Raw genomic sequence first — 22,632 nt, 5'->3', positions numbered from 1 at the left:
GAAATATAGAGTACCCGTGTTATGATTAGGTGTAATTATAAAAGACTGTAAATTCTTTAAATTCTATCTTTAATTATGTTAGGGGAATGGTTTTGAAATTTAAAAAGTTAAAACTACAACCGAGAATTACAATAACAATTAGTACACTTATTCTAGTCGTACTTCTATTAACAAGTTATTTATTTTATTACATATTGTCTGAAACGGTAGAAGAGCAAATTGGGAAACGGGCTTTGCATGTTGCGAAAACAGTTGCTGCTATACCTGAAATAACGGAAGCTTTTCAAAAAGAAAATCCAGCTTCTATTATTCAGCCAATTGCAGAAAAAATTCGAATTGATACAGATGCTGATTTTATTGTAGTTGGAAACAAAGAGGGGATTCGCTATGCACATCCTAAGCGAGATAAAATAGGAGAAGAAATGGTTGGTGGAGATAACGAAGGGGTTCTATTAGAAGGGAAATCGTATGTTTCGAGAGCAACTGGATCATTAGGCCCTTCATTACGTGGCAAAGTTCCAATCCGTAATCAGGAAAATGAAATTATTGGCGTGGTGTCTGTTGGATTTTCAATGGATGATATTCATGGAGCGGTAGAAGTGTATGGAAAGCGTGTATTTTGGATTACAATAATCGGTCTTTTAATTGGAATAATTGGCTCTATATATTTAGCGGGAAGTATAAAAAGAATGATGTTTGGGATGGAGCCAGAAGAAATTTCATCTTTATATGAAGAGCATAGTACAGTGATTCAATCTGTACGTGAAGGAATTATTGTTATTGATCAAAATGGCATGATCAGTTTAGTCAATCAAGCGGCTTATGATATTCTTTCACTAGATAAACAACGAAATATTATTGGAGAATTTATTTTAAATGTAATTCCTAATTCAACAATACTAGATATATTTCAAACTGGTGAAGAACAGTTTGATCGTCAATTAAATATAAAAGGACAGGCTGTGATTGCGAACCGTCTACCTATTAAAGTACAGAATAAAGTAACTGGCGTTGTATCGAGTTTACGTTTGAAATCTGAAATGAATCAGTTAACAGCAGAATTATCTCAGACGAGGCAATATACAGAGGCATTACGAGCGCAAACACATGAATATAACAATTTGTTGTATACGCTTTCAGGTCTTATTCAGTTAGAATCATATGAGGATGCTCTAGAGCTTATTCATAAGGAAACAGCGGTATATCAAGATTTTGTTCAATTTATTATGAAGCGAATTCAAAATCCGTGGTTAGGTGGGATTTTAATTGGATTCTATAATAGAGCAAGAGAGTTGAAGATTGATTTTATGCTAGATCGAGAAAGTAGCTTAGACCAATTAAGCCCGCACATTGAGAGTAATTATATCGTTTCTATTTTAGGGAATTTAATTACGAATGCATTTGAAGCGATTGAAAGAAATGAAGAAAATGATAAGAAGATAAGAATGTTTGTAACTGATATCGGAGAAGAAATAGTAATTGAAGTGGAAGATTCAGGACAAGGAATTCATGACGAAATCATTACTAGCATATTCTATAAAGGCTTCTCGACGAAAGAGGATGGGAAGCGAGGATATGGGTTAGCAAAAGTGAAAGAGTTAGTAGAAGATTTAAATGGAAGTATTGCAATCGAAAAAGGGGATTTAGGTGGTGCATTATTTATTATCGCATTACCAAAAGAGAGAGGCGAATTGTAATGGGTGAGGAGATTGAAGTATTGATTGTAGAAGATGATATTCGAATTGCGGACATTCATCGTCGTTTTACTGAAAAGATTGAGGGGTTTAAAGTAATTGGAACAGCAACGACTGGAGAACAAGCGAAAGAATGGCTAGATCTTGTGAAGCCGCAGCTCGTTTTATTAGATGTATATTTACCTGATATGCAAGGAACGGAACTTGTCACATATATTAGGCATAATTTGCATGATACAGATATTATTATGATTACAGCCGCATCTGAAACAGATGTAGTGAGGCACGCCTTACGAGGCGGAGTAACAGATTATATCGTAAAGCCGCTTATGTTTGATCGATTTAAGGCGAGTTTGGAAAGTTATCAAAAAAAGATTGTGCAGCTGAAGAAAAATAATCAATTATCTACAGAACAAATAGAACATTTATGGTCTCAAAGAGGCGTAAAGGGAAATGAAATAGAATATGCTCCAAAAGGTATAGACCCCTTAACTTTAGCAAAAATAAAAAAGCATATGTTAACAGTGAATGAAGAAGGAATTACAGCAGAAGTGTTAAGTACAATGGTAGGAGTAAGCAGGTCAACAGCGAGACGTTATTTAGAGTATTTAATATCAGGAAAGAAAGTTCATGCAGAGCTTACATATGGAAGTGTAGGGAGACCAGAGAGACGGTATTTTCTTGTTTCTTCATAATAAAAAACAGTGGAGGATATGTGTCCTCCACTGTTTTTTTATCTTATATTGGAATAATCCCAATTACAATTCCAGTAATCAACATCACCATTGTCGTTCCAACGGCCCACAATAAAGTGAAGCGTTGATGTTCACCAAAATCAACTTTGGCCATTCCGACTAATAAATAAGTGGATGCGACAAGAGGGCTTAATAAGTGAACAGGTTGACCAAGTAAAGAAGCACGTCCCATTTCGGCTGCACTAATTCCGTAAGCAGCGGCAGCTTTCGTTAAAATAGGTAATACGCCGAAGTAAAATGCATCATTAGACATGAAAAATGTGAACGGCATACTAAGAAGAGCTGTAATAATTGGTAGTTGTGGTCCAAGAGCGTCTGGTATAAGAGTGACTACACTTTGAGCCATTGCATCTACCATTTTTGTTCCTGATAAAATACCAGTGAAAATTCCAGCGGCAAATACGAGAGAAACAACCGCTAATACGTTTCCTGCGTGAGAAGCAATACGTTCTTTCTGTTGTTCTAAGTTCGGATAGTTAAGCATAACAGCAATCGCGAAAGCAATTGTAAATAAAACAGGTAACGGCATAACTTCTAGTATAAGGCAAACAAGCAAGGTAACAGTTAATAAAAAGTTAATCCATAGAAGCTTAGGGCGTTTATGAACGGCAGCTTCTACTGTGGCAGCTTGCTCATCCATCGTTTGCATTTGTTTTAAATATTGTACATTCATAATGCCTAAACGTTTTCTTTCTTTTTTGCCAAGATAGTAAGCAACGAAAACGACCCAAATTGCACCAGCGATCATTCCTGGTATAAGTGGTGTAAAGAGTTCTGATGCGTCTAGTCCAAGAGCACTCATAACCCGAGCCGTCGGTCCGCCCCACGGTGTAAGATTTGTTACTCCTGCCCCCAACATAACAACCCCAGCTAATATAAGTGGATTCATTCCAAGGCGTTTATATAGTGGGTACATTGCAGAAACAGTAATCATATACGTTGTTGTTCCATCCCCATCTAATGAAACGATAATAGTAAGAATTGCTGTACCAACAACAATTTTTAAAGGATCTCCTTTTACAAATTTCAAAATCCTACTAATTACAGGATCGAATAAACCACTATCAATCATAATTCCAAAATACAAAATAGCAAACATAAGCATAATACCAGTAGGCGCTAGTTTTTGAATCCCTTCTAACATCATAGGTCCCATATTTGCATAAAAACCGCCAATTAATGCGAAAGTAATTGGAATTAATATTAATGCTACTAGTGCCGACATACGTTTCGTCATAATTAAAAACATAAAGACAAATACCATCGCAAATCCAAGTAGTGCTAACATGTAATCTCCCCCTCGAAAATGATTACGCTTTCAAAATGTAATGAAAATTCAGATAAAATGTTTTTTGTTTATCATAAAATCAATCATTCAAATGGTAAATAATTTGAAAAATAACATCATTAGAAGCATAATTTTTATTTTGGTCATTTTGTTCACAGGAGTTAATTTGAATTTTTAAAAAGTAAGCTGCTCTCCGTAAGAATGGTAGAATAAGATGAAAATATTGAAGTGTGAAATAGGGAGTAGATTTTATATGAAAACGAGAATGGAAGAGATTTATAGTTCTTATGAAGGAAAAGTAGAAGAGATTTTTGTTAAAGAATCTTCTTACGTATATGAGTGGGAAAAATTAATGATGATCCGAAAAAATAACGGTGAACTTGAAAAAATTGCGATCGGTATCAGTGGAAATATAAGGTTAGTAAATGTAGTTGTTGGACAGCAAATTAATACAGATACATTATTAGTTAAGTTAGAAGATGATTTATTAATTACAGGTTGTGAATGATGAGAGATGTGTAGATATGACTACACATCTTTTTTGTTCCATATATTACAAAAGACACATCGTTTTTTCACAAATCTCACACAAGTTTTTGATATTCTCCTAGTGGAAGATAAGGTTAGGGAGGAAATAAAATGAGAACAAAGTATGTGATGCTTGCTATATGCTTATGTTTTGTCTTTACAATAGTAGGATGTGGTAAGAAACAAGTAGAGGCTGTGGCAATTGATGAGAAACATGATAAATGTGATATTTGCCAAATTGGGGTAATGGATAATCAATTTGCAACAGAAGTTATTTTAGAAAATGGAAAAGCGTTAAAGTTTGATGATATCGGTTGTATGTATAAATGGATGGAGATTAATCCAGGAGAAAAGACGAAAGAAAAATTTGTTCGCGATTATGATTCGAAAGAGTGGATTCCATTAGAAGATGCGACTTACGTATATGATAAAACAATAACGACACCGATGGCTTATAATGTCATTTCATTTGAAAGTAAAAAGGATGCAGAGAATTTTGTGTCTAACTATAAAGGAAAAGTTCTTTCATATAAAGAGCTAGCAGAGCATAAATGGGAAATGAATAAAGAGATGATGGGGAAACCGAAAACGGGAAATCACGGTGGGCATCATTAATAATAGAAAAAGACAACTATATAGTTGTCTTTTTCTATTATTACTCAGGTGCAAATATAGAAAAGGTGTAAAATTTTTAGAAGAACGGTTACAATGGAATATAGTAACCTAAAGCAATCATTTACCCCGTATTAACGGGCAGTAAAACTCCCACCTCAAAATTAGGCAGGAGCAAAGAAGTTAGGTGGGAGATCAACAGCCCGTAAATACCCGATTGGTTCAACTAATAATCAGTGGGGTGAACCCTCCCACTGATTAAAGTTTCACTTTATGTACTTTGTAGAAATGTATACAAATGCAGTAAAATCGTGCTAAACTAATTGCTGCGCTAATATAGGTTGAGAAACTTAGGTATAAGTTTAGATAATCCGATTAAAGAAGGAATATAAAGGGCTTATGGATAAATGTACTCAAGAAGAGTTATTGTATGTGATGGAGGAATGGTTAAGAAAACATTATCTTTCATAGGAGCTGTAGTTGTGAGAAAACAAAAAATTTTATTATGTATGTTATTAGGACTTTTAATGACGGTAGTGGCTTGCGATAAGCAAGAGGAGCCAGAATCGAAACCGGTTCATGTGAAAAACGAAAAGAAAAAAGAAAAGCATAAAGAACAGGAAGAACCTAAAGAAGAAAAAAGTATAAATTTAATGGACAAACAGTTGCTACTTTCTGCGACTCTTGGAGACACAGAAACAGCTATGAAGCTGATTCAAGATGGAGCCAATATAAACGTAGAAGGTGACAACGGAGAAACACCTATCCTTGCAGCAACGTATCAAAACCATGTAGAGACAGTTAAAGCATTAATTGGTGCGGGGGCTAATATTGAAAGTAAAGATGAGAAACAAAGTAATCCATTTCTTTATGCAAGTAGAGAAGGCTATACAGACATTGTAAAGCTACTAATTAATGCAGGGGTTAATACGAAAGAAATTACTAAATCGGGTGGAACAGCACTCATTTCTGCATCTGAACGTGGCCATGTAGAGGTCGTAAAAGAGTTATTAGAGCATACAGATATTGATGTGAATTATAGAAATGCTCGTGGTGGAACGGCTTTAGTAGAAGCAATCGTATTAGGAAATGGTAGTGAAAATCATAAGAAAGTAATTCAAATGCTTATTGACCACGGGGCAGATGTAAATATGGCCAATAAGGAAAATGTTACGCCACTGCAATATGCTGAAAAAAGAGGTTTTAAAGATATTGCAAATATGTTGAGGATAGCTGGAGCGAATGAAGTCGTACAGCCACAACCACAGCCGGTGGAATAACAAGTATGAAACAATCCCATTTAGATAGACAGAATGAAGAAGTCATTTCGTATGATGGATTCAGTAATGTGTATTTGAATGGGATTTTTGTTTGTAAAGAAAACCGTATCCCAAAAGGATACGGCTTTTTTACAAGGAGATAAGGGATCAAAAAAATGAAGAAGTCTTATCTCGTTTATATGAGTAAAGGGTCTAGAATGAATCTTGTCCTTTTCATTATTTGTTTAACTCCATTGCGACTTGTTTGCCGTTTACGAAAACCTCTGCCACCGCTACTACAACTTCCATCACTTTTTTCATTTCTCATCTCTCCTTGTTTTTTGTTTCACTTCTTACTTTTAGTATAAGGAAATATAGCAATTGCAACTATCGAATTGAATGACAAGAGACTTACATTGTTGTAAGGATAATTGCTTTGTTTGTAATAAAAGTGATTCTGAATATGATTTCGGAAATTTCTGTCGTTTTGAACTATAATTATAAAGAGAGTGGTTTAGAAAGAAGGGGATAATATGAAAAGAATTCTTGTTATTAGTGATATTCATGGAGAAATAGAAAAGTTCGAACAGTTACTGGAAGAAGCTCAATACGATGCAAAACAGGATCAATTAATTTTACTGGGAGATTATGTGGATCGTGGTCCAAATGCGCGTGCTGTAATCGAAAAGGTAAAAGATTTAAAAGAAGAAGGTGCCTTTGTTTTAAAAGGAAATCATGAAGATATGATGATTAAGGCGCTAACGACAAATGAGGAACGTTCATGGAACCATTGGGTAAAAAGAAATGGTGGAGATCAGACTTTATATAGTTATGGATTTGTAGAAGAAGATATTGTGGTTAATGAGGGAGATTTCCAAAAACCGATGTTACAATCTCGTGTATTAGATGAACACGTAAAATTTATTCAAGAATTAGATCATTACATTGAAACAGAAGAGTATATATTTGTACATGCTGGTGTTGAACCAATGAAACAAGTTTCTGAATCTGAACCATACACGTTAATGTGGATCCGCAATGAGTTTCATAGTGGGTATAGTGGTGAAAAGGTTGTTGTATTTGGTCATACGGAAACGAAAACGCTTCATGGTAGTGAGGATTGCGGAGTATATTTTGGTAGTAATCGTATTATTGGAATTGATGGTGGAGCTGTGTATGGTGGTCAGCTAAATTGTTTAGAATTGCCGAGTAAAGAGGTATACGTAGTAAAAAGTTGAAAGAGATAAGAGGAATCTTATTTCTTTCAACTTTTTATTAAGCTAATTTTAAGACAATGCTTTTATAATAAAACTTCAAAAAGAAATAGTTAAAAATGAAATTACATAATGTGACTACATTCTTTCGTTATGAAGAGAAGAGAAGAAATGTAATTATAAATAGAATTGAATAACATGGTGGAAGGTGAGAATATGCGCTTACTCGTAGTAGAAGATAATGCTTCTTTATTAGAGTCTATTGTCCAAATATTACGCGATGAATTTGAAGTAGATACAGCATTGAATGGAGAAGATGGATTATTTCTAGCGTTACAAAATATATATGATGCCATTTTACTTGATGTGATGATGCCAGAAATGGATGGTTTTGAAGTGATTCAAAAAATACGTGATGAAAAGATTGAAACACCAGTCCTATTTTTGACAGCGAGAGATTCTTTAGAAGATCGAGTGAAAGGGTTGGATTTTGGCGGGGATGACTATATCGTTAAGCCGTTTCAGGCTCCAGAGTTAAAAGCAAGAATTCGTGCTTTGTTACGACGAAGTGGTAGTTTAACAACAAAGCAGACCATTCGTTATAAAGGGATTGAACTGTTCGGAAAAGATAAAGATGTTCAAGTAGATGGACAAGGTATTAAGCTAACATTAAAACAATATGAGCTTCTAGAGTACCTTGTTCAAAATAGCGGAAAGATTTTAATGCGTGAACAAATTTTTGATCGTGTTTGGGGATTTGATTCAGATACGACAGTAGCAATTGTAGAAGTGTATGTACATCATTTACGTAAAAAATTAGAGCCATTCGGTTATCAGAAAGATATTCAAACCGTTCGAGGTATTGGATATATATTAAAAGAACAATGAAAAAGGGAAGTATGTTTCAGAAGACACGTATTCGATTGACTATATTGAATTCATTAGTATTTATCATTTTGATAGGCGTATTAGGTAGTATTATTTATTCGTACACATATAATCGTATTTATAATGAAGTAGATAAATCGATAGGAAAATCCGTTCAGCATAGAAAGAATGCAGATGATAAAAAACTACCTAAAAAAATTAGGGGATATCCTCCAATTGGGGATCCAAGGATAATGGAGTTAACTTGGCTTGGAAACACAGTGGAGATAGGTATTGAAAACGGCAAACGCCGTTTTATCTTTGAAGATAATTTGGAAAAGTTTTCTCCAAAGAAGTTAGGAGCTTTGCAAGATATAGAAGTGCAAGGGCAATATTTTAGAACGTTTGCATTTCAACAAGATACAAAAATAGTTCAAATTGTAAGGGATATAACAGCTGAAAAAGAAATGTTAAATACTTTATTTTTAATTCTTGTGATAGGTTGTAGCGTAGGAAGTTTATGTGCAATAGGAATTGGCTTTTTCTTAGCTGGCAGGGCACTCGTACCCATTCAAAATTCATGGGAGAAACAGCAGCAGTTCGTTTCGGATGCATCACATGAATTAAGGACACCACTTGCGGTTATTCAATCCAAAACGGATGTGTTATTTCAGTCACCATCTGCGACAATAGAAGAAAAAGCGATGGATATTTCTACGATTTCAAAGGAGTGTAGAAGGTTATCTAAGCTTGTAGCTAATTTATTATTGTTAGCACGTTCGGATTCTAATCAAATTGAGATGGATAAGAAAACATTTGAAATGGATACATTGTTAGAAGAAATAGTAGATCCATATAAAGAGATTGCTTCCTATCAAGAAAAAGAGATGATATTGAAAGTAGAGCATGGCATATCATTTATGGGTGATAGAGAGCGAATCCATCAAATGATGGTCATATTGTTAGATAATGCGATGAAGTATACGAATGAAGGTGGTCATATTCAAATCGATTGTACGCAAACGAACAGTACGATTCGTATACGAGTGAAAGATGATGGGATAGGAGTAAAAGATGAGGACATCCCAAAACTATTTAATCGTTTTTATCAAGGAAATAAAGCGAGAAGTGCGTCAGAAGGAGCGGGATTAGGCCTTTCAATCGCGAACTGGATTGTAGAAAAGCATTATGGGAAAATATCAGTAGAGAGCCAATGTGGAGAGGGTACTTGCTTTGAAGTGATTCTTCCTAAAAACCAAAGAATATAAGTGAGAAGACGATCTTGTTTTTACAAGGTCGTCTTTTTTTAAGGGAAAGTTAAGAAACTATTTTTAACATGTATTATATACAGAAAGTTCGCCCTATGAAGAAGTGATTATAAAAAGATATTTGAGCAGATTATATCAATCAGAATGTTATTTCGATTATGTATAGGGAATGATGGAAAAGAGAGTGTAAGAGGGAGGAATAAATTTTGAAAAAGAAAATGATGACGGTATTCACTATTGGAGTAATGAGTTTAAGTATATTAGGGGGTGCCTCTCCTTCTGAAACATCAAAAGGGAAGACAGATTACAAGCAGCGCAGCAAAGAACAATTAAACAATGGGCAGATACATGCGGTGCATACAGAAGAAAAGGCGGAAAATCTAGGGATTGAAACGGAAGGGAAAGAACAAATTACGCTAGAAAAAGAAATCCATGAAACAGAAGTAGGAAGGGAAGCAGAACAGTTAGGAATTTCGATTGAAGGAAAAGATGTTGGAACTCTTTCAGAAGAAATCTATGAAACAAAAATAAAGCAAGAAGCATTAAAGCTAGGCATATCTATAGAGAATACAACGATTATAAATTTAATTAATCAAATTAATACGATTAAAATTAACGATGAAGCGGATAAATTAGGCATTTCGACAAATGGAAAAGAAATAGAGGACATTGAGGAAGAAATCTATGGAACGAAAGTAAGAGAGGAAGCAGGGAAGTTAGGTATTTCCCAAAAAGGAAAAGAGATGGAAACGTTAGCACAAGAAGTGTATGAACAAAAAGTACAGGAAGAAGCAAAAAAATATCATATTGATTTGTATGGTAAAGATATATATCAAGTATTAAAAGAAATTAATGAACAAAAAGTATTACAAATGGCAGATGAGCTTAATATGGATAAAACGAGTATGAACGTTCAAGAATTAGCCGAAAAAATAAAAAAAGATCAGCCTGAACAAGGCAAAGAACTAAATTTTGTACCGGTGATTCGCACGGATGCTGACGCGTTTTATTCGTATTTAACGAACTAAAAAGGGCGTGAGAGTGATAAGGAGATGGAAGTGGTATATATGTATGGTATTACTAGCTATAGCAGTATGGAATGTATATACAAATGGAATTACAAAGTATGTGGAGAAGTTAACGTTCTTCAATATACAAAGCGGAAAAGAAGCGGAGTTTAGTAAGAATAATGAAAAGGTTATCATATCAAATGTACCTTTAATTCAGCAATTACCAGAGCTAGATAGAGGGTGCGAAGTAACGAGCTTAGCGATGATGTTACAATACGCAGGCATTACAGTGGATAAGATGAAATTAGCAAATGAAATAAAGAAAGTTGATTTTATGAACGATGGTGTTCGTGGAAATCCGAATGAAGGATTTGTAGGAAATATTTATACCTTTTCTGAATCTGGATATGGTGTATATCATGAGCCACTCTTTCAATTAGCGAAAAAATATTTGCCTAATAAATCTGTAGACTTAACAGGGAAGAGTATAGAAGAAACGTATAAGAGTGTAAAATCAGGACAACCGGTAGTTATGATTACAAATGCAACATTTGCGCCATTAGATGAAGATGAATTTACTACATGGGAGACAAATAGTGGAGATGTTTCTATTACGTATAATGAACATTGTGTAGTACTGATTGGATATGATGAAGAATTTGTATATATTCGAGATCCTCTAAGTGATAGTTTAGATGTAAAAGTACCGAGAGAAAACTTTGAAAAGGCCTGGATGCAAATGGGGAGTCAGGCGATTAGTTATGTGAAAAGCAATTAGTAAGGAAAGAGATGTAAGGAATTGTAAGAGGAGTTTTTGTTAAGAAATAAGAGAACTTCAGCTTATTATATAAGCTGAAGTTCTCTTATTTTTTATGATTAAATCTTTAGAAGTAGTGAATATGTAAAAATGCATAATTGACGAAAAAATTACATGTTATCATTATATATTGTTTTATATATGTTTGTTGTATAAAATTACACAAGTATTCACATTACATAAAGGAGGCTTATTATGCAAAAAATATTTAACTGGGTTAAATGTATGAGTATCAAGAAAAAATTAATCATTTCATTCTTTCTTATTTTAACTATACCAGGACTTATTATCGGTGGTGTTTCATATCAAACTGCCAAAACAAATTTTGAACAACAAATCACAGGTAAAGCAAAGGAAAACATTTCGATTTTAAATACTGTTATTTCTCAAAATATAGAAGAGAAATTTGTTGATGCAGCATACTTTGCAGACATCTTAACAGAGGATACATATCCAAACGGGCAAGAAGAAATAGTAAGAACGAAGTTAGCACAATATATAAAACTTCATCCAGAAGTAGAAGGCATTTATATTGGAACGCAGACGGGAAAGTTTATAAGAGAACCATTTATCCAAATGGCTGATGGGTATAATCCAACAGATAGATCTTGGTATAAAGAGGCGCATGAAAATAAAGGAAAAGTAATTGTTACTGCACCATATCAATCAGCATCTACCAAAAATATGGTAGTGACAATTGCTAAAGAAGTAAAAGATGGTAAAGGTGTTATAGGAATTAACTTAAATTTAGATAACATCTTAAAAATTTCCAAAATGATTAATATTGGTGAAAAAGGTTATGCAGTTATTTTAGATCAAAATAAGCAAATTGTTAGTCATCCATCTAGAAAACCAGGTGCAAAAGTTACTGATCCTTGGATTAAACCAATTTATGAAGATAAACAAGGAAATGTGTCTTATACAGAACAAGATGATAAAAAGAATTTAATATTTGCAACAAATGAGAAAACAGGATGGAAAGTAGTAGGAGTTATGTTCGACGAAGAAATTACCCAAGCTGCGAATCCAGTATTTTATAAGACTTTTATTGTCATAGCTATCGCTACTGTATTTGGTAGTGTATTAATTTATTTCATTACACAGTCTATTACGAGACCATTAAGAAAAATAGCTGACTCGGCACATAAAATTAGTAAGGGAGATTTGACAGAGAAAATTACAATCCATTCCAAGGATGACATAGGGAAATTAGGGGATTCCTTCAATGAAATGTCTGCCTCTTTACAAGATGTGATTACTCAAATTAGTTTTTCAGCAGAACATGTTGCTGCATCGGCTGAAGAGTTAACAGCGAGCGTACAGCAAGCAAATGATGCGACAGATCAAATTACAATTGCAATGGAACAAGTATCAGGTGGGGCTGAATCACAAAGTCAAGGTGTTGAAGAAGGTGCGGCTACATTACAACAAGTAAATACAGCAGTTCAAGATGTAAATGGAAGCGCGGAATCAATTTCTATCTCCTCATTACATGCGAAAGAAAGAGCTGAAGAAGGAGAAGAATTGGTTGAACAAACAGCAAAACAAATGCAGTCTATTTCTAGATCGGTATCCGAGTCAGATGCTATTATTAAACTTCTTGATGAGAAATCAAAGCAGGTAGGAGCTATTTCTGAGGCAATTCAAAACATCGCTACTCAAACGAACTTATTAGCTTTAAATGCGGCTATTGAAGCAGCAAGAGCAGGTGAACAGGGCCGAGGGTTTGCTATTGTAGCAGATGAGGTTAGAAAATTAGCGGAGCAATCAGGAGAATCATCTGGAGAGATTGCAAATTTAATTGCAGAAATTAAGGCTGATATTGAACATACAGTTAAGGCGATGGATAATGTGAATGGGGAAGTTCAACAAGGCCTTGATGTTGTAACAAAAACGAAAGTGAGTTTTACGGAAATTTTAAGTTCTACTACACATATTGTTTCTCAAGTGAATCAAATGGTAGAAACAACGAAGAGAATTGCTGGAGATGCAAATGAAGTGACAAATGCTATTGATGAAATTGCAGCGGCTGCAGAAGAAAATACAGCTAGTATGCAAAGTGTTGCTGCTTCAACAGAAGAACAAATGAATTCAATGGAAGAAATTAGTTCAGCTTCGCAAAATTTAGCTGAGATGGCTGAAGAACTACAAGCGATGACTAGTAAATTTAAAGTATAATAACAGCAGATAAGTAAGGTGAAAATAATATCACCTTACTTATTTTTCTATTTAGTAATTAGGGGAGTCATTAACGGGATGAAAAAAAGAAAAAGACTATGGAATTTATGGAAAACGATTACATTGTTAGTTTGTACAGTTGTAATTTTTTCTTTACTTGTGACAGATATATTAATTAGTCATAATGTAGAACGGACGACGGAGGATAGCCAAGCAGAGAAAGCAAAAACAATTGCACACATTGTGGCGAATGATTCGATTGTAATCGATGGTTTGACTGGGAAAGCAGATACTTCTGCAATCCAAACGTATACAAATAGAATATTAAAAAACACAGGTGTTCAATTTATTGTAGTTATGGACATGAATGGAATAAGAAAATCACATCCAAATCCTCAAAAAATAGGTCATCATTTTATTGGAGGAGATGAAGGGCCTGCATTGAAAGGAAAGGAACATGTATCGCTGGCAGAAGGAACTTTAGGTATTTCAATGCGAGTATTTGTACCTGTATTTTCTGAAACAGGTGAACAACTTGGAGCAGTGGCTGTTGGTATTTCAGCAGATAATGTAAAAGAGAGAGTTAAGGAAAGTAGACATATCATTTATATTGGAGTTGGAGTTGGAGTACTAGTCGGAATTATAGGAGCAATATTACTAGCTAGACATATAAAGAAAAGTTTATTTGGTCTTGAACCTCACAGGATAGCGAAAATTCTTGAAGAAAGAAATACGATGCTACAATCTGTAAAGGAAGGTATTATTGCTGTAGATAAAGAGGCCAATGTGACTTTAATAAATAATGAGGCAAAACGATTGTTTAAGAAAAGTGGTCTTGAAGAAGATTTTATTGATAAAGATGTTGAGTTGTATATGCCTAATTCACGTATAAAAGAAGTATTACAAACGGGAGAGGTGCAATTAAACGAAGAACAAAATATTTATGGAATTACGATTGTAACGAATCGTGTTCCTTTATATGTAAAAGGAGAAATAGTTGGTGCGATTGCAACATTTCGTGATAAAACAGAGATTAGAAAATTAGCAGAAGAATTAACTGGTATTAGACTATATGCGGAAGCATTACGGGCACAATCGCATGAATTTATGAATAAAATGCATGTCGTATTAGGGCTTACACACATGAAGCAGTATGAAGAATTGCAGAAGTATATAAGCGGTATGGTATCAGAGCATCAATATGAAATTGGTGGGGTTATGGAAAGAGTAAAAAGTCCAGTATTTGCTGGTTTTTTACTTGGGAAACTTAGCTATGCTAGAGAGAAAAATATAAAATTAATCATAAGTGAAGACTCTTACATGCCGGAAATAGATGATGAAAGTATTATTCATGAACTAATTACGATTGTCGGAAATTTAATTGATAATGCATTAGAGGCAGTGACGAATTGTGAAAAGAAGCAAGTTGAACTTGAGATACAATATGGTGATACATTAATCATTACAGTACAAGATACGGGGAAAGGTATACCAGAAGAAGAAATAGGGGCATTATTTACGAAAGGTTATTCCACAAAGGGAGATAACCGTGGTTATGGTTTGTATCTTGTAAAAGAAAGTATACAGCGAATAAATGGGGAAATTCATATGCATTCATTAGTAGGAAAGGGAACAACGATAACAATTGAAATACCTAAAGGTAGGGATGAGAGGCAAATATGATTAAAGTTTTAATTGTAGAAGATGACCCGATGGTAGCAATGTTAAATACGCATTATTTAGAGCAAGTAGGAGGGTTTGAACTTGTTCAAGCAGTTAACTCCGTAAAATCGGCGATAGAAGTATTAGAGAAATCACGAGTAGATTTAGTATTACTTGATATTTTTATGCCTGAAGAGACTGGATTTGAGCTTTTAATGTATATTCGGAACCAAGAAAAAGAAATCGATATTATAATGATTTCAGCTGTACATGATATGGGGAGTATTAAAAAAGCATTACAATATGGCGTAGTAGATTATTTAATTAAACCATTTACATTTGAACGATTTAAAAAGGCATTAACTATATATCGAGAAAAACTTATTTTCATGAAAGAACAACAAAAAATTAGTCAATCCGAATTAGATTCGTTAATTTTGCAAAAAGAAAAAAAAGAGCCTACTGTCACTAAAGAGCTTCCGAAAGGATTAACGAAGCAAACGATGCAATTAATTTGGCAGAAGATCGAGTCGTTGAATGGACGAGCATTTACAACAGACGAGATGGCACAATTAGTAGGAGTTTCAAGAGTTTCTATTCGAAAGTATGTAATGTTTTTGACTGAAATTGGAGTATTAGAAAACGAAATGGTGTATCAAAATGTGGGAAGACCAGTGAGTAAATTAAGATGTATTGACCAAAATAAAATAGAGTTTTACGTATAAGCGACTTATTATAAGTCGCTTATACTTTTTTTAATTACAAAATCAATTACAAAACTTACAAAAACTATTTTTACTATTGAAAGCGTTTTAATATTGTTATTAAGAAAACAAGGGGGTGCCATATGGGAATTCAAAAGAATGTGGAAGCGGTATCATTTCCTGAAGGAAATGAAGCACAAAGAGAATCGTTCGCTTCTAAAATTATGAATGTAAAAATCGGTGTTATACCTTTACCGTTATATGTAGTATTGGCTGCTATTATTTATGGGGCATCTGTATATAATAAATTGCCAGCAGATATGATTGGTGGATTTGCAGTTATTATGATCATGGGTATTTTCTTAGGCGACATTGGGATGAGAATTCCAATTTTAAAAAATATCGGTGGTCCAGCAATACTTTCGTTATTTATTCCATCATTACTTGTATTTTTTAACTGGATGAATCCAGCTTCAATGGAAGCTGCGACTATGTTAATGAAAAAATCGAACTTTTTATATTTATATATTTCTTGTTTAGTAGTCGGAAGTATTTTAGGAATGAACCGTAAAGTGTTAGTACAAGGTTTCGTTCGTATGTTTATTCCCTTAGTAGTAGGGACATTAGCTTCTGTAGCAGTAGGATTATTGGTCGGTTCACTATTTGGATTTGAAATGAAGCAAACATTCTTCTTTATCATCGTACCAATTGTGAGTGGTGGTATCGGGGAAGGGATTTTACCATTATCATTAGCGTATAGTGATATTTTAAATGAATCATCAGCAACGTTTGTATCGCAGCTTATTCCAGCGGCTATTATTGGAAATATGTTCGCAATCGTGAGTGCAGGGTATATGAAGCGTTTAGGTGAGAAGAAGCCGGAACTTAGTGGTAACGGTGTATTAGTGAAAACAGATAATCAAGCAGAGTTATTAAAAGAACAAAATACAGAGAAGCCAATTGACTTCTCATTAATGGGAGCAGGTTTATTAATTGCGTGTACGTTCTTCATCTTTGGAGGATTTGCTTCTAAGTTCATCGGTATTCCTGGAGCAATCATTATGATTTTTTCAGCAGCACTTGTGAAATATTTTAAATTAATGCCAGCAAAAATGGAGCAAGGGGCATTCCATTTATATAAATTTATTTCGAAGAATTTAACTTGGCCGTTAATGGTCGGATTAGGGTTGCTATATATTCCGCTAAAAGACGTAGCAGCAGTTCTTTCAGTAGGATATGTTGTTGTGTGCGCATCAGTTGTTCTTACAATGGTAGCATCAGGTTTTCTTGTAGGGAAAGTGATGAAAATGTATCCAGTTGAATCAGCAATTGTAACAGGATGTCATAGTGGTTTAGGCGGAACTGGAGATGTTGCTATTTTATCAGCTTCAAATCGTATGGAATTAATGCCGTTTGCGCAAATTTCAACACGTTTAGGCGGGGCAGCAATGGTTGTAACAGCGACAATTTTATTAAAAATGTTTTCATGATCAAACAAGCTAGCTATATTCATATAGCTAGCTTGTCAAATTAAGGGGAGATTATAAGTATGTTAGAGAATCAAATTAATGAAAGATCATTGTTACTGCATAAAGAATTAGTAGGGAAAATTGAAATTACAAGTAAAGTAGAAGTAAATTCAGCGGATGATTTAAGCCTGACATATACACCAGGTGTAGCGGAGTCTTGCAAAGCAATTGCGGCGGATGAAGAAACAGTGTATGACTATACGGCACGCGGTAATATGGTGGCAGTTGTTTCAGATGGAACAGCGGTACTTGGTTTAGGGAATATTGGACCGAAAGCAGCTATGCCTGTTATGGAAGGGAAGAGCATTTTATTTAAGAAGTTTGCGAATGTAGATGCTTTCCCGTTATGTTTAGGTACGACTGATGTGGATGAAATCGTTACCCTTGTGAAAAATTTAGAGCCTACGTTTGCAGGAATTAACTTAGAAGATATTGCGGCACCACGTTGTTTTGAGATTGAAAAGCGATTAAAAGCAGAAACAAATATTCCTGTATTCCATGATGATCAACATGGAACCGCTATTGTCGTCTTGGCAGCTGTTATTAATGCATTAAAAGTTGTTAGCAAACAAATGGATAATGTAAAAATTGTTATTAACGGTGCGGGTTCGGCAGGAATTGCAATTGGAAAATTATTATTAAAGGCTGGTGCAAAGCGCATTACGTTAGTTAGCTTAGAAGGTATTGTTTGTGAAGGTGAATCATGGATGAACGAAGCACAAATTGAAGTTTCTAAAAAGACAAATCGAGAATATGTGCGTGGAACGTTAAAAGAAGCGATTCATCAAGCTGATATTTTTATTGGCGTATCTGCTCCTAACGTATTAACGAAAGAACTTGTACAAACGATGAATGAGAAAGCAATTGTGTTTGCTATGGCGAATCCAATTCCAGAAATCTTCCCAGAGGATGCATTAGAGGCTGGGGCAGCTGTAGTAGGAACCGGGCGCTCGGATTATGCGAATCAAGTAAATAATGTATTGGCGTTCCCAGGGATATTCCGTGGTGCGTTAGATGTGCGCGCGACGGATATTACAGAAGAGATGAAATTAGCGGCAGCATATGGGATCGCTAACATCATTACGGACGAAGAACGTAATGCGAATTATGTAATCCCGAATCCGTTAGATAAAAGAGTTGTTCCAAGTGTTGCGGAAGCAGTAGCGAAGGCAGCTATTGATTCAGGCGTGGCGCAAATTACGACAATACCAAGTTATTAATAGCAAAAAAGCAGTGCCTAAAAAGGCACTGCTTTTTTGAGATAAGAAATCAAAATAATGAAGAAGTGTAGAATTATTTATGTTTCTTCACTATTTATTTAATTCCATTGCAACTTGTTTACCATTTACTAAAACCTCAGTTACTGCTACGATCACTTCTATCACTTTTTTCATCTCTCATCTCTCCTCGTTGCATTTCTTACTTTAAGTATAAGAGAAGAGAGATACTTCAGCTATCGAAGTACATGACGTAGAAATTACATTGTTGTAAGAAAGTGGTTTGTTTTTGTCACTTTACTTAGCGGTGATTACGAATTGCTCATAATATTTTTCATTTATATATATGTTTAATACCCATAATCCAGATGAAGGTAGCGACATAGTGAGTGGGAGTTCGGTTGTAGTAGAATCAATTGTATTTGAAGTAGTCCAAGTTGGTTTAGAATTTTCTTCTTGAAAGAGTACGGGTGTTGGGGTTACTGATCCTTGTTTTAGTGCGATAATAGATAGTTTTCCAGTTGGCATTTCAGGATCTAAAAAGTACCACATTATTTCATTTTGTTCATTTGCGATAATAGGTTTATCAGCCATTGCGACTTTTTCTTCGATGCCTTTTAAAGGTATTTTTTCTTGTATGAAGGAGGGTGTTTCTTCCCAATTTACATCTTTTAAAACGCTAAGATGAAAAAAGGAAGGTGCATTAACTTGAGTGGATGACGTTGCGATGGCTTCTTTTTTAGGTACTTCTGAATCAAGTTGCCCTTGTGTGCATCCAACGATGAGAAAGGAGAAAAGTAACATGGTTCCGATTTTTTTCATGGTGTCACACTCCTAATTTTTATTGTTAGTGTAATTGTATTTGCTAGAAAGCGGGACAATTCCTTTAAAGCGTCAAAAGAGGTCGTAAGTTTTGTACGACCTCTTTTGACATTTTCTATATTTGCTCAGTTGTAAAGGTTGGTTCTCGTTCTTTTTGCGGCATGGTTAAGAAAATAACAGAAAGAACGATACATACGCCGCCTAGTAATTGATATGCTCCAAAGGATTCATTTAGCCAAGCGATTGAAACAATGGCAGCTACAAGTGGTTCAATGCTAGATAAAATGCTTGTTTCTGTTGCTGCTAAATATTTCAGACTACCGATATAAAGAAGGAAAGAAAGGGTGCCACTTATGATGATAAGAATAAGCATAGAAAAAGTTTTTGGTGTGAAAGTTTGTGAAAGCTGACTCCATTCAAACGAGCGATTACAAATAAGCAGGGCAATACCGCCGATTAACATCCCCCAGCCAATTACTACAGTTGTTCCGCATTCTTTAATAAGAGAAGCTGGATGAAGGGTATAAAATGCAAATCCAATTGCTGTTAATAGGCCGAAAATAATGGCTTCTTTCGATAAGACAATATTTTCAATTGAACCGTTTGTAATAATAAAGTACGTTCCTGTTAGTGCTGTTATAATTGCGAGTATTTGCAGAGAAGCAGGGAATTTTCGTTGTTCAAATGCGACATAAATGGTAATAAGAACAGGACCAAGAAACTGAAATAAAGTGGCTGTAACCGCATTACTAATATGAACTGTTTCGATAAAGGCGTATTGTGCACCGAGCATGCCGAGAATAGAGAAAATAATAAGTTGTATAGAATGTTTAGGGTGTTTCCAAATTTGAAATATGTTTTGTTTTTTTATAAGTAAGAAAGATAAAATAAATATTCCCGCAAGCAGCAAGCGTATCGTCAAAAAATCAATTGATGATACGTTAGTATGTTGAAATAGCCACTGAATCATTGGGCCAGATAATCCCCATAAGGTAGCTCCTGTAATAATCATAATGAGTCCAATCCGTCTATTGTTGTTCATGATCATGCATCTCCTCTCGAGTATTTGATTTTTTATGTGTGACATGATAAAAGGAATTATATATAAATTCTGGTACTGTAAAAAGTATCAGATTTCAGTTTTATTAAGGGGTCAGATGTTATGTTAGAATTAACGCCTAATTTGAATACGAATAGTAAAAAGGCATTGTACGTGCAATTGTATGAGTATATAAAAAAAGAAATTAAAGATGGAACGATTCCGGCTTTTACAAAATTACCTGCAAAAAGAAAGCTGGCGAGCTATTTACAAGTGAGTAAGAATACAGTAGAAGCGGCTTACGAACAATTACTTGCCGAAGGCTATATTGAGTCGGTATCGAGAAAAGGTTATTTTGTATGTAAAGTTGAACAAATGATTTATGTAGAAGAAAGCGAAGAGAAAGTAGAAGAAGTACCGTTTCGGGAGGAGAACTATAAATTTGATTTCACCCAAACAGGAGTTGATAAGAATACTTTTCCGTTCACTATGTACCGCAAGCTTATAAATGATGTATGGCAGCCACATAATAATGAGTTGCTTTTTCTTGGACATCCTCAAGGGGAATTGAGCTTAAGGGAGGAAATTGCGAACTATTTGTATGAATCTAGAGGTGTGCGTTGTTCAGCTAGCCAAATCGTATTAGGGGCAGGAACACAAATATTAGTGAAGTTACTTTTTCAATTGTTGAAGGGAAGTAAGTATGCAGTTGAAAACCCAGGTTATCATAGGAAAATGGTTGTTTTTGAACAAGGAGAAAAGAAGGTTCAAATGTTGTCTTTAGATAGGGACGGAATTTGTATGGCAGATTTAGAAAATAGCGATGCAAATGTTGTATTTGTAACGCCTTCTCATCAATTCCCATTTGGAATGATTATGCCTATTACGAGAAGGACACAGCTTTTACAATGGGCGAAGAAAGAAGATAGATATATTATTGAAGATGATTACGATAGTGAATTTCGCTATTCAGGAAAGCCAATTCCGGCACTACAAGGATTAGATACAGATGGGAAAGTTATTTATATGGGGACGCTATCAAAGGCTTTGTTACCCTCATTACGGATGAGCTATATAGTATTACCGAAGAATTTAATTGAAAAATATCAAAAGGAATATTTGTTTTATACGCAAAGTGTTTCGAGAATGGACCAAGAAGTGATTAGAAGGTTTTTAAATGAAGGCTATTGGGAAAAACATATTCATAAAATGCGTGTCGTCTACCGGAAAAAGAGGGATCGACTTGTTTTTGAAATAGAGAAGTATTTCTCTAATCGTGTTGAAGTGATAGGAGAAGATTCTGGATTACACATTTTATTACAAGTGCATAATGGAATGCGAGAAGAAGAGTTAATTAAAGAAGCTGCAAAATATAGTATTAAAATATATCCTGTTTCTACGTACTATAAAGACGGTACTGCACCTGAAAATGTAGTTTTACTTGGGTTTGCGATTTTGTCAGAAGAAGAAATTGCGAAAGCGATTCAACTACTACATAAGGCATGGTATACAAGAAAGTAAAAAAACATCCTCCAAGCATGAGGATGTTTTTTATTATTTATTTTCATCTAAGAATAAGACCATATGCTCTTCGTCCCAATATTGTCCGTTATATTTTAATGAACGTTCTTGTACACCAAATGTTTTAAATCCTAATGATTCATAAAGTTTTTTTGCTCCATCGTTGCCAACAACAACATCAAGCATAACTTGTTCTACTTCTAAAGATTTAGCAAGTTCAAGACATTCTTTAATAAGTGCTTTTCCTGCTCCAAGTCCGCGTGCTTTTGGAGATACATATACAGAACCGATTTTAGCTTTATGTTCTTGTTTTACATATGGTTTCGTTTCCAGTGTTGCAACCCCGATTAATTGTCCATCTTTAAATGCACCTAGCGTATAGTTTTCATCTTGTGCTAATTTTTGTGCTTTATATTCAATCGCACACTCTTTATTAATAATATCTTCATAAGAAGAGCTGAAAGCTTCAGGGTTTTGCTTTAATCCTTCTACACGAAGTTCTAAGTAAATTTCCGCTTCGTCTTTTGTTAATACATGGATATCCAATTATATCACCCTCCAAATCTTTGCAAATGTATCTTTACTCCGCTATTCGCGGGCAATAAGACTCCAACTTTAAAATTCGGCGAATGCGCGGAATTTAGGTGG

The 22,632-nt window shown here is 34.7% G+C and carries 20 protein-coding genes; 16 read left to right on the top strand and 4 right to left on the bottom strand.

The genetic code is table 11. The features are described from left to right. Positions 1-86 precede the first annotated feature (86 nt). Together ACXVYO_RS09495 and ACXVYO_RS09490 are read left to right on the top strand one after the other, a co-directional pair. Complete coding sequence (locus tag ACXVYO_RS09495) at positions 87-1,697, top strand: ATP-binding protein (RefSeq protein ID WP_458466827.1); 1,611 nt, start codon at positions 87-89, stop codon at positions 1,695-1,697. Further along, positions 1,697-2,389, top strand: coding sequence for a response regulator (locus ACXVYO_RS09490; protein WP_458466826.1), 693 nt, complete (start codon positions 1,697-1,699; stop codon positions 2,387-2,389). The genes ACXVYO_RS09495 and ACXVYO_RS09490 overlap by 1 nt, the downstream gene beginning before the upstream one ends. Before the next feature lie 43 nt (positions 2,390-2,432). Here the strand turns inward: ACXVYO_RS09490 and ACXVYO_RS09485 are convergent, their stop codons facing one another. Further along, a complete protein-coding gene (locus ACXVYO_RS09485) occupies positions 2,433-3,737 on the bottom strand; it encodes a CitMHS family transporter (RefSeq protein ID WP_063261633.1) in 1,305 nt (434 codons plus the stop codon). 253 nt (positions 3,738-3,990) lie between these two features. On the opposite strand from ACXVYO_RS09485, the gene ACXVYO_RS09480 reads away from it, so the two are divergent. From ACXVYO_RS09480 to ACXVYO_RS09420, 13 genes are all read left to right on the top strand, one after another. Next, the gene (locus ACXVYO_RS09480; protein WP_458466825.1) at positions 3,991-4,245 is read left to right on the top strand and encodes a hypothetical protein; all 255 of its coding nucleotides are present in this window, start codon (positions 3,991-3,993) and stop codon (positions 4,243-4,245) included. A gap of 131 nt (positions 4,246-4,376) precedes the next feature. Beyond that, the gene (locus ACXVYO_RS09475; RefSeq protein ID WP_458466824.1) at positions 4,377-4,880 is read left to right on the top strand and encodes a nitrous oxide reductase accessory protein NosL; all 504 of its coding nucleotides are present in this window, start codon (positions 4,377-4,379) and stop codon (positions 4,878-4,880) included. 404 nt (positions 4,881-5,284) lie between these two features. Further along, on the top strand, positions 5,285-6,157 hold the full coding sequence (locus ACXVYO_RS09470) for an ankyrin repeat domain-containing protein (RefSeq protein ID WP_458466823.1): 873 nt from the start codon (positions 5,285-5,287) through the stop codon (positions 6,155-6,157). A gap of 512 nt (positions 6,158-6,669) precedes the next feature. After that, positions 6,670-7,374, top strand: a complete 705-nt coding sequence (locus ACXVYO_RS09465; RefSeq protein ID WP_458466822.1) for a metallophosphoesterase family protein — start codon at positions 6,670-6,672, stop codon at positions 7,372-7,374. Positions 7,375-7,566: 192 nt separating this feature from the next. Then, the gene (locus tag ACXVYO_RS09460; protein ID WP_063261630.1) at positions 7,567-8,238 is read left to right on the top strand and encodes a response regulator transcription factor; all 672 of its coding nucleotides are present in this window, start codon (positions 7,567-7,569) and stop codon (positions 8,236-8,238) included. After that, positions 8,235-9,485 (top strand): sensor histidine kinase, encoded by a 1,251-nt coding sequence (locus ACXVYO_RS09455; protein ID WP_458466821.1) that lies wholly within the window; start codon positions 8,235-8,237, stop codon positions 9,483-9,485. The genes ACXVYO_RS09460 and ACXVYO_RS09455 overlap by 4 nt, the downstream gene beginning before the upstream one ends. Before the next feature lie 206 nt (positions 9,486-9,691). After that, complete coding sequence (locus ACXVYO_RS09450) at positions 9,692-10,513, top strand: transporter (RefSeq protein WP_458466820.1); 822 nt, start codon at positions 9,692-9,694, stop codon at positions 10,511-10,513. Positions 10,514-10,526: 13 nt separating this feature from the next. Further along, on the top strand, positions 10,527-11,273 hold the full coding sequence (locus ACXVYO_RS09445) for a C39 family peptidase (protein ID WP_458466819.1): 747 nt from the start codon (positions 10,527-10,529) through the stop codon (positions 11,271-11,273). A gap of 234 nt (positions 11,274-11,507) precedes the next feature. Next, positions 11,508-13,490 (top strand): methyl-accepting chemotaxis protein, encoded by a 1,983-nt coding sequence (locus ACXVYO_RS09440; protein WP_458466818.1) that lies wholly within the window; start codon positions 11,508-11,510, stop codon positions 13,488-13,490. Between the two features lie 78 nt (positions 13,491-13,568). Next, the gene (locus tag ACXVYO_RS09435) at positions 13,569-15,173 is read left to right on the top strand and encodes a sensor histidine kinase (RefSeq protein WP_458466817.1); all 1,605 of its coding nucleotides are present in this window, start codon (positions 13,569-13,571) and stop codon (positions 15,171-15,173) included. Continuing rightward, positions 15,170-15,877, top strand: a complete 708-nt coding sequence (locus ACXVYO_RS09430) for a response regulator (protein ID WP_458466816.1) — start codon at positions 15,170-15,172, stop codon at positions 15,875-15,877. Before ACXVYO_RS09435 ends, ACXVYO_RS09430 begins: the two co-directional genes overlap by 4 nt. 122 nt (positions 15,878-15,999) lie before the next feature. Beyond that, on the top strand, positions 16,000-17,346 hold the full coding sequence (locus ACXVYO_RS09425) for a 2-hydroxycarboxylate transporter family protein (RefSeq protein ID WP_073517335.1): 1,347 nt from the start codon (positions 16,000-16,002) through the stop codon (positions 17,344-17,346). A 59-nt stretch (positions 17,347-17,405) separates the two neighbouring features. Next, the gene (locus ACXVYO_RS09420) at positions 17,406-18,605 is read left to right on the top strand and encodes an NAD(P)-dependent malic enzyme (RefSeq protein WP_242242631.1); all 1,200 of its coding nucleotides are present in this window, start codon (positions 17,406-17,408) and stop codon (positions 18,603-18,605) included. Between the two features lie 294 nt (positions 18,606-18,899). Here the strand turns inward: ACXVYO_RS09420 and ACXVYO_RS09415 are convergent, their stop codons facing one another. Both ACXVYO_RS09415 and ACXVYO_RS09410 read right to left on the bottom strand, forming a co-directional pair. Further along, positions 18,900-19,424, bottom strand: coding sequence for a DUF4871 domain-containing protein (locus ACXVYO_RS09415; RefSeq protein ID WP_458466815.1), 525 nt, complete (start codon positions 19,422-19,424; stop codon positions 18,900-18,902). A 115-nt stretch (positions 19,425-19,539) separates the two neighbouring features. Then, entirely contained in the window at positions 19,540-20,466 is a 927-nt protein-coding gene (locus ACXVYO_RS09410) for a DMT family transporter (RefSeq protein ID WP_458466814.1), read from the bottom strand. A gap of 120 nt (positions 20,467-20,586) precedes the next feature. On the opposite strand from ACXVYO_RS09410, the gene pdxR reads away from it, so the two are divergent. Beyond that, positions 20,587-21,984 (top strand): MocR-like pyridoxine biosynthesis transcription factor PdxR, encoded by a 1,398-nt coding sequence (pdxR, locus tag ACXVYO_RS09405; RefSeq protein ID WP_458466813.1) that lies wholly within the window; start codon positions 20,587-20,589, stop codon positions 21,982-21,984. A 33-nt stretch (positions 21,985-22,017) separates the two neighbouring features. Here pdxR and ACXVYO_RS09400 read toward each other — a convergent pair whose 3' ends face one another. Then, the gene (locus tag ACXVYO_RS09400; RefSeq protein ID WP_000351216.1) at positions 22,018-22,530 is read right to left on the bottom strand and encodes a GNAT family N-acetyltransferase; all 513 of its coding nucleotides are present in this window, start codon (positions 22,528-22,530) and stop codon (positions 22,018-22,020) included. Positions 22,531-22,632 lie beyond the last annotated feature (102 nt).

The sequence above is a fragment of the Bacillus sp. BC08 genome (assembly GCF_054326875.1).
Note: the sequence above shows the minus strand (reverse complement) of the source record. Positions and strands in the feature narration are given on the sequence as shown.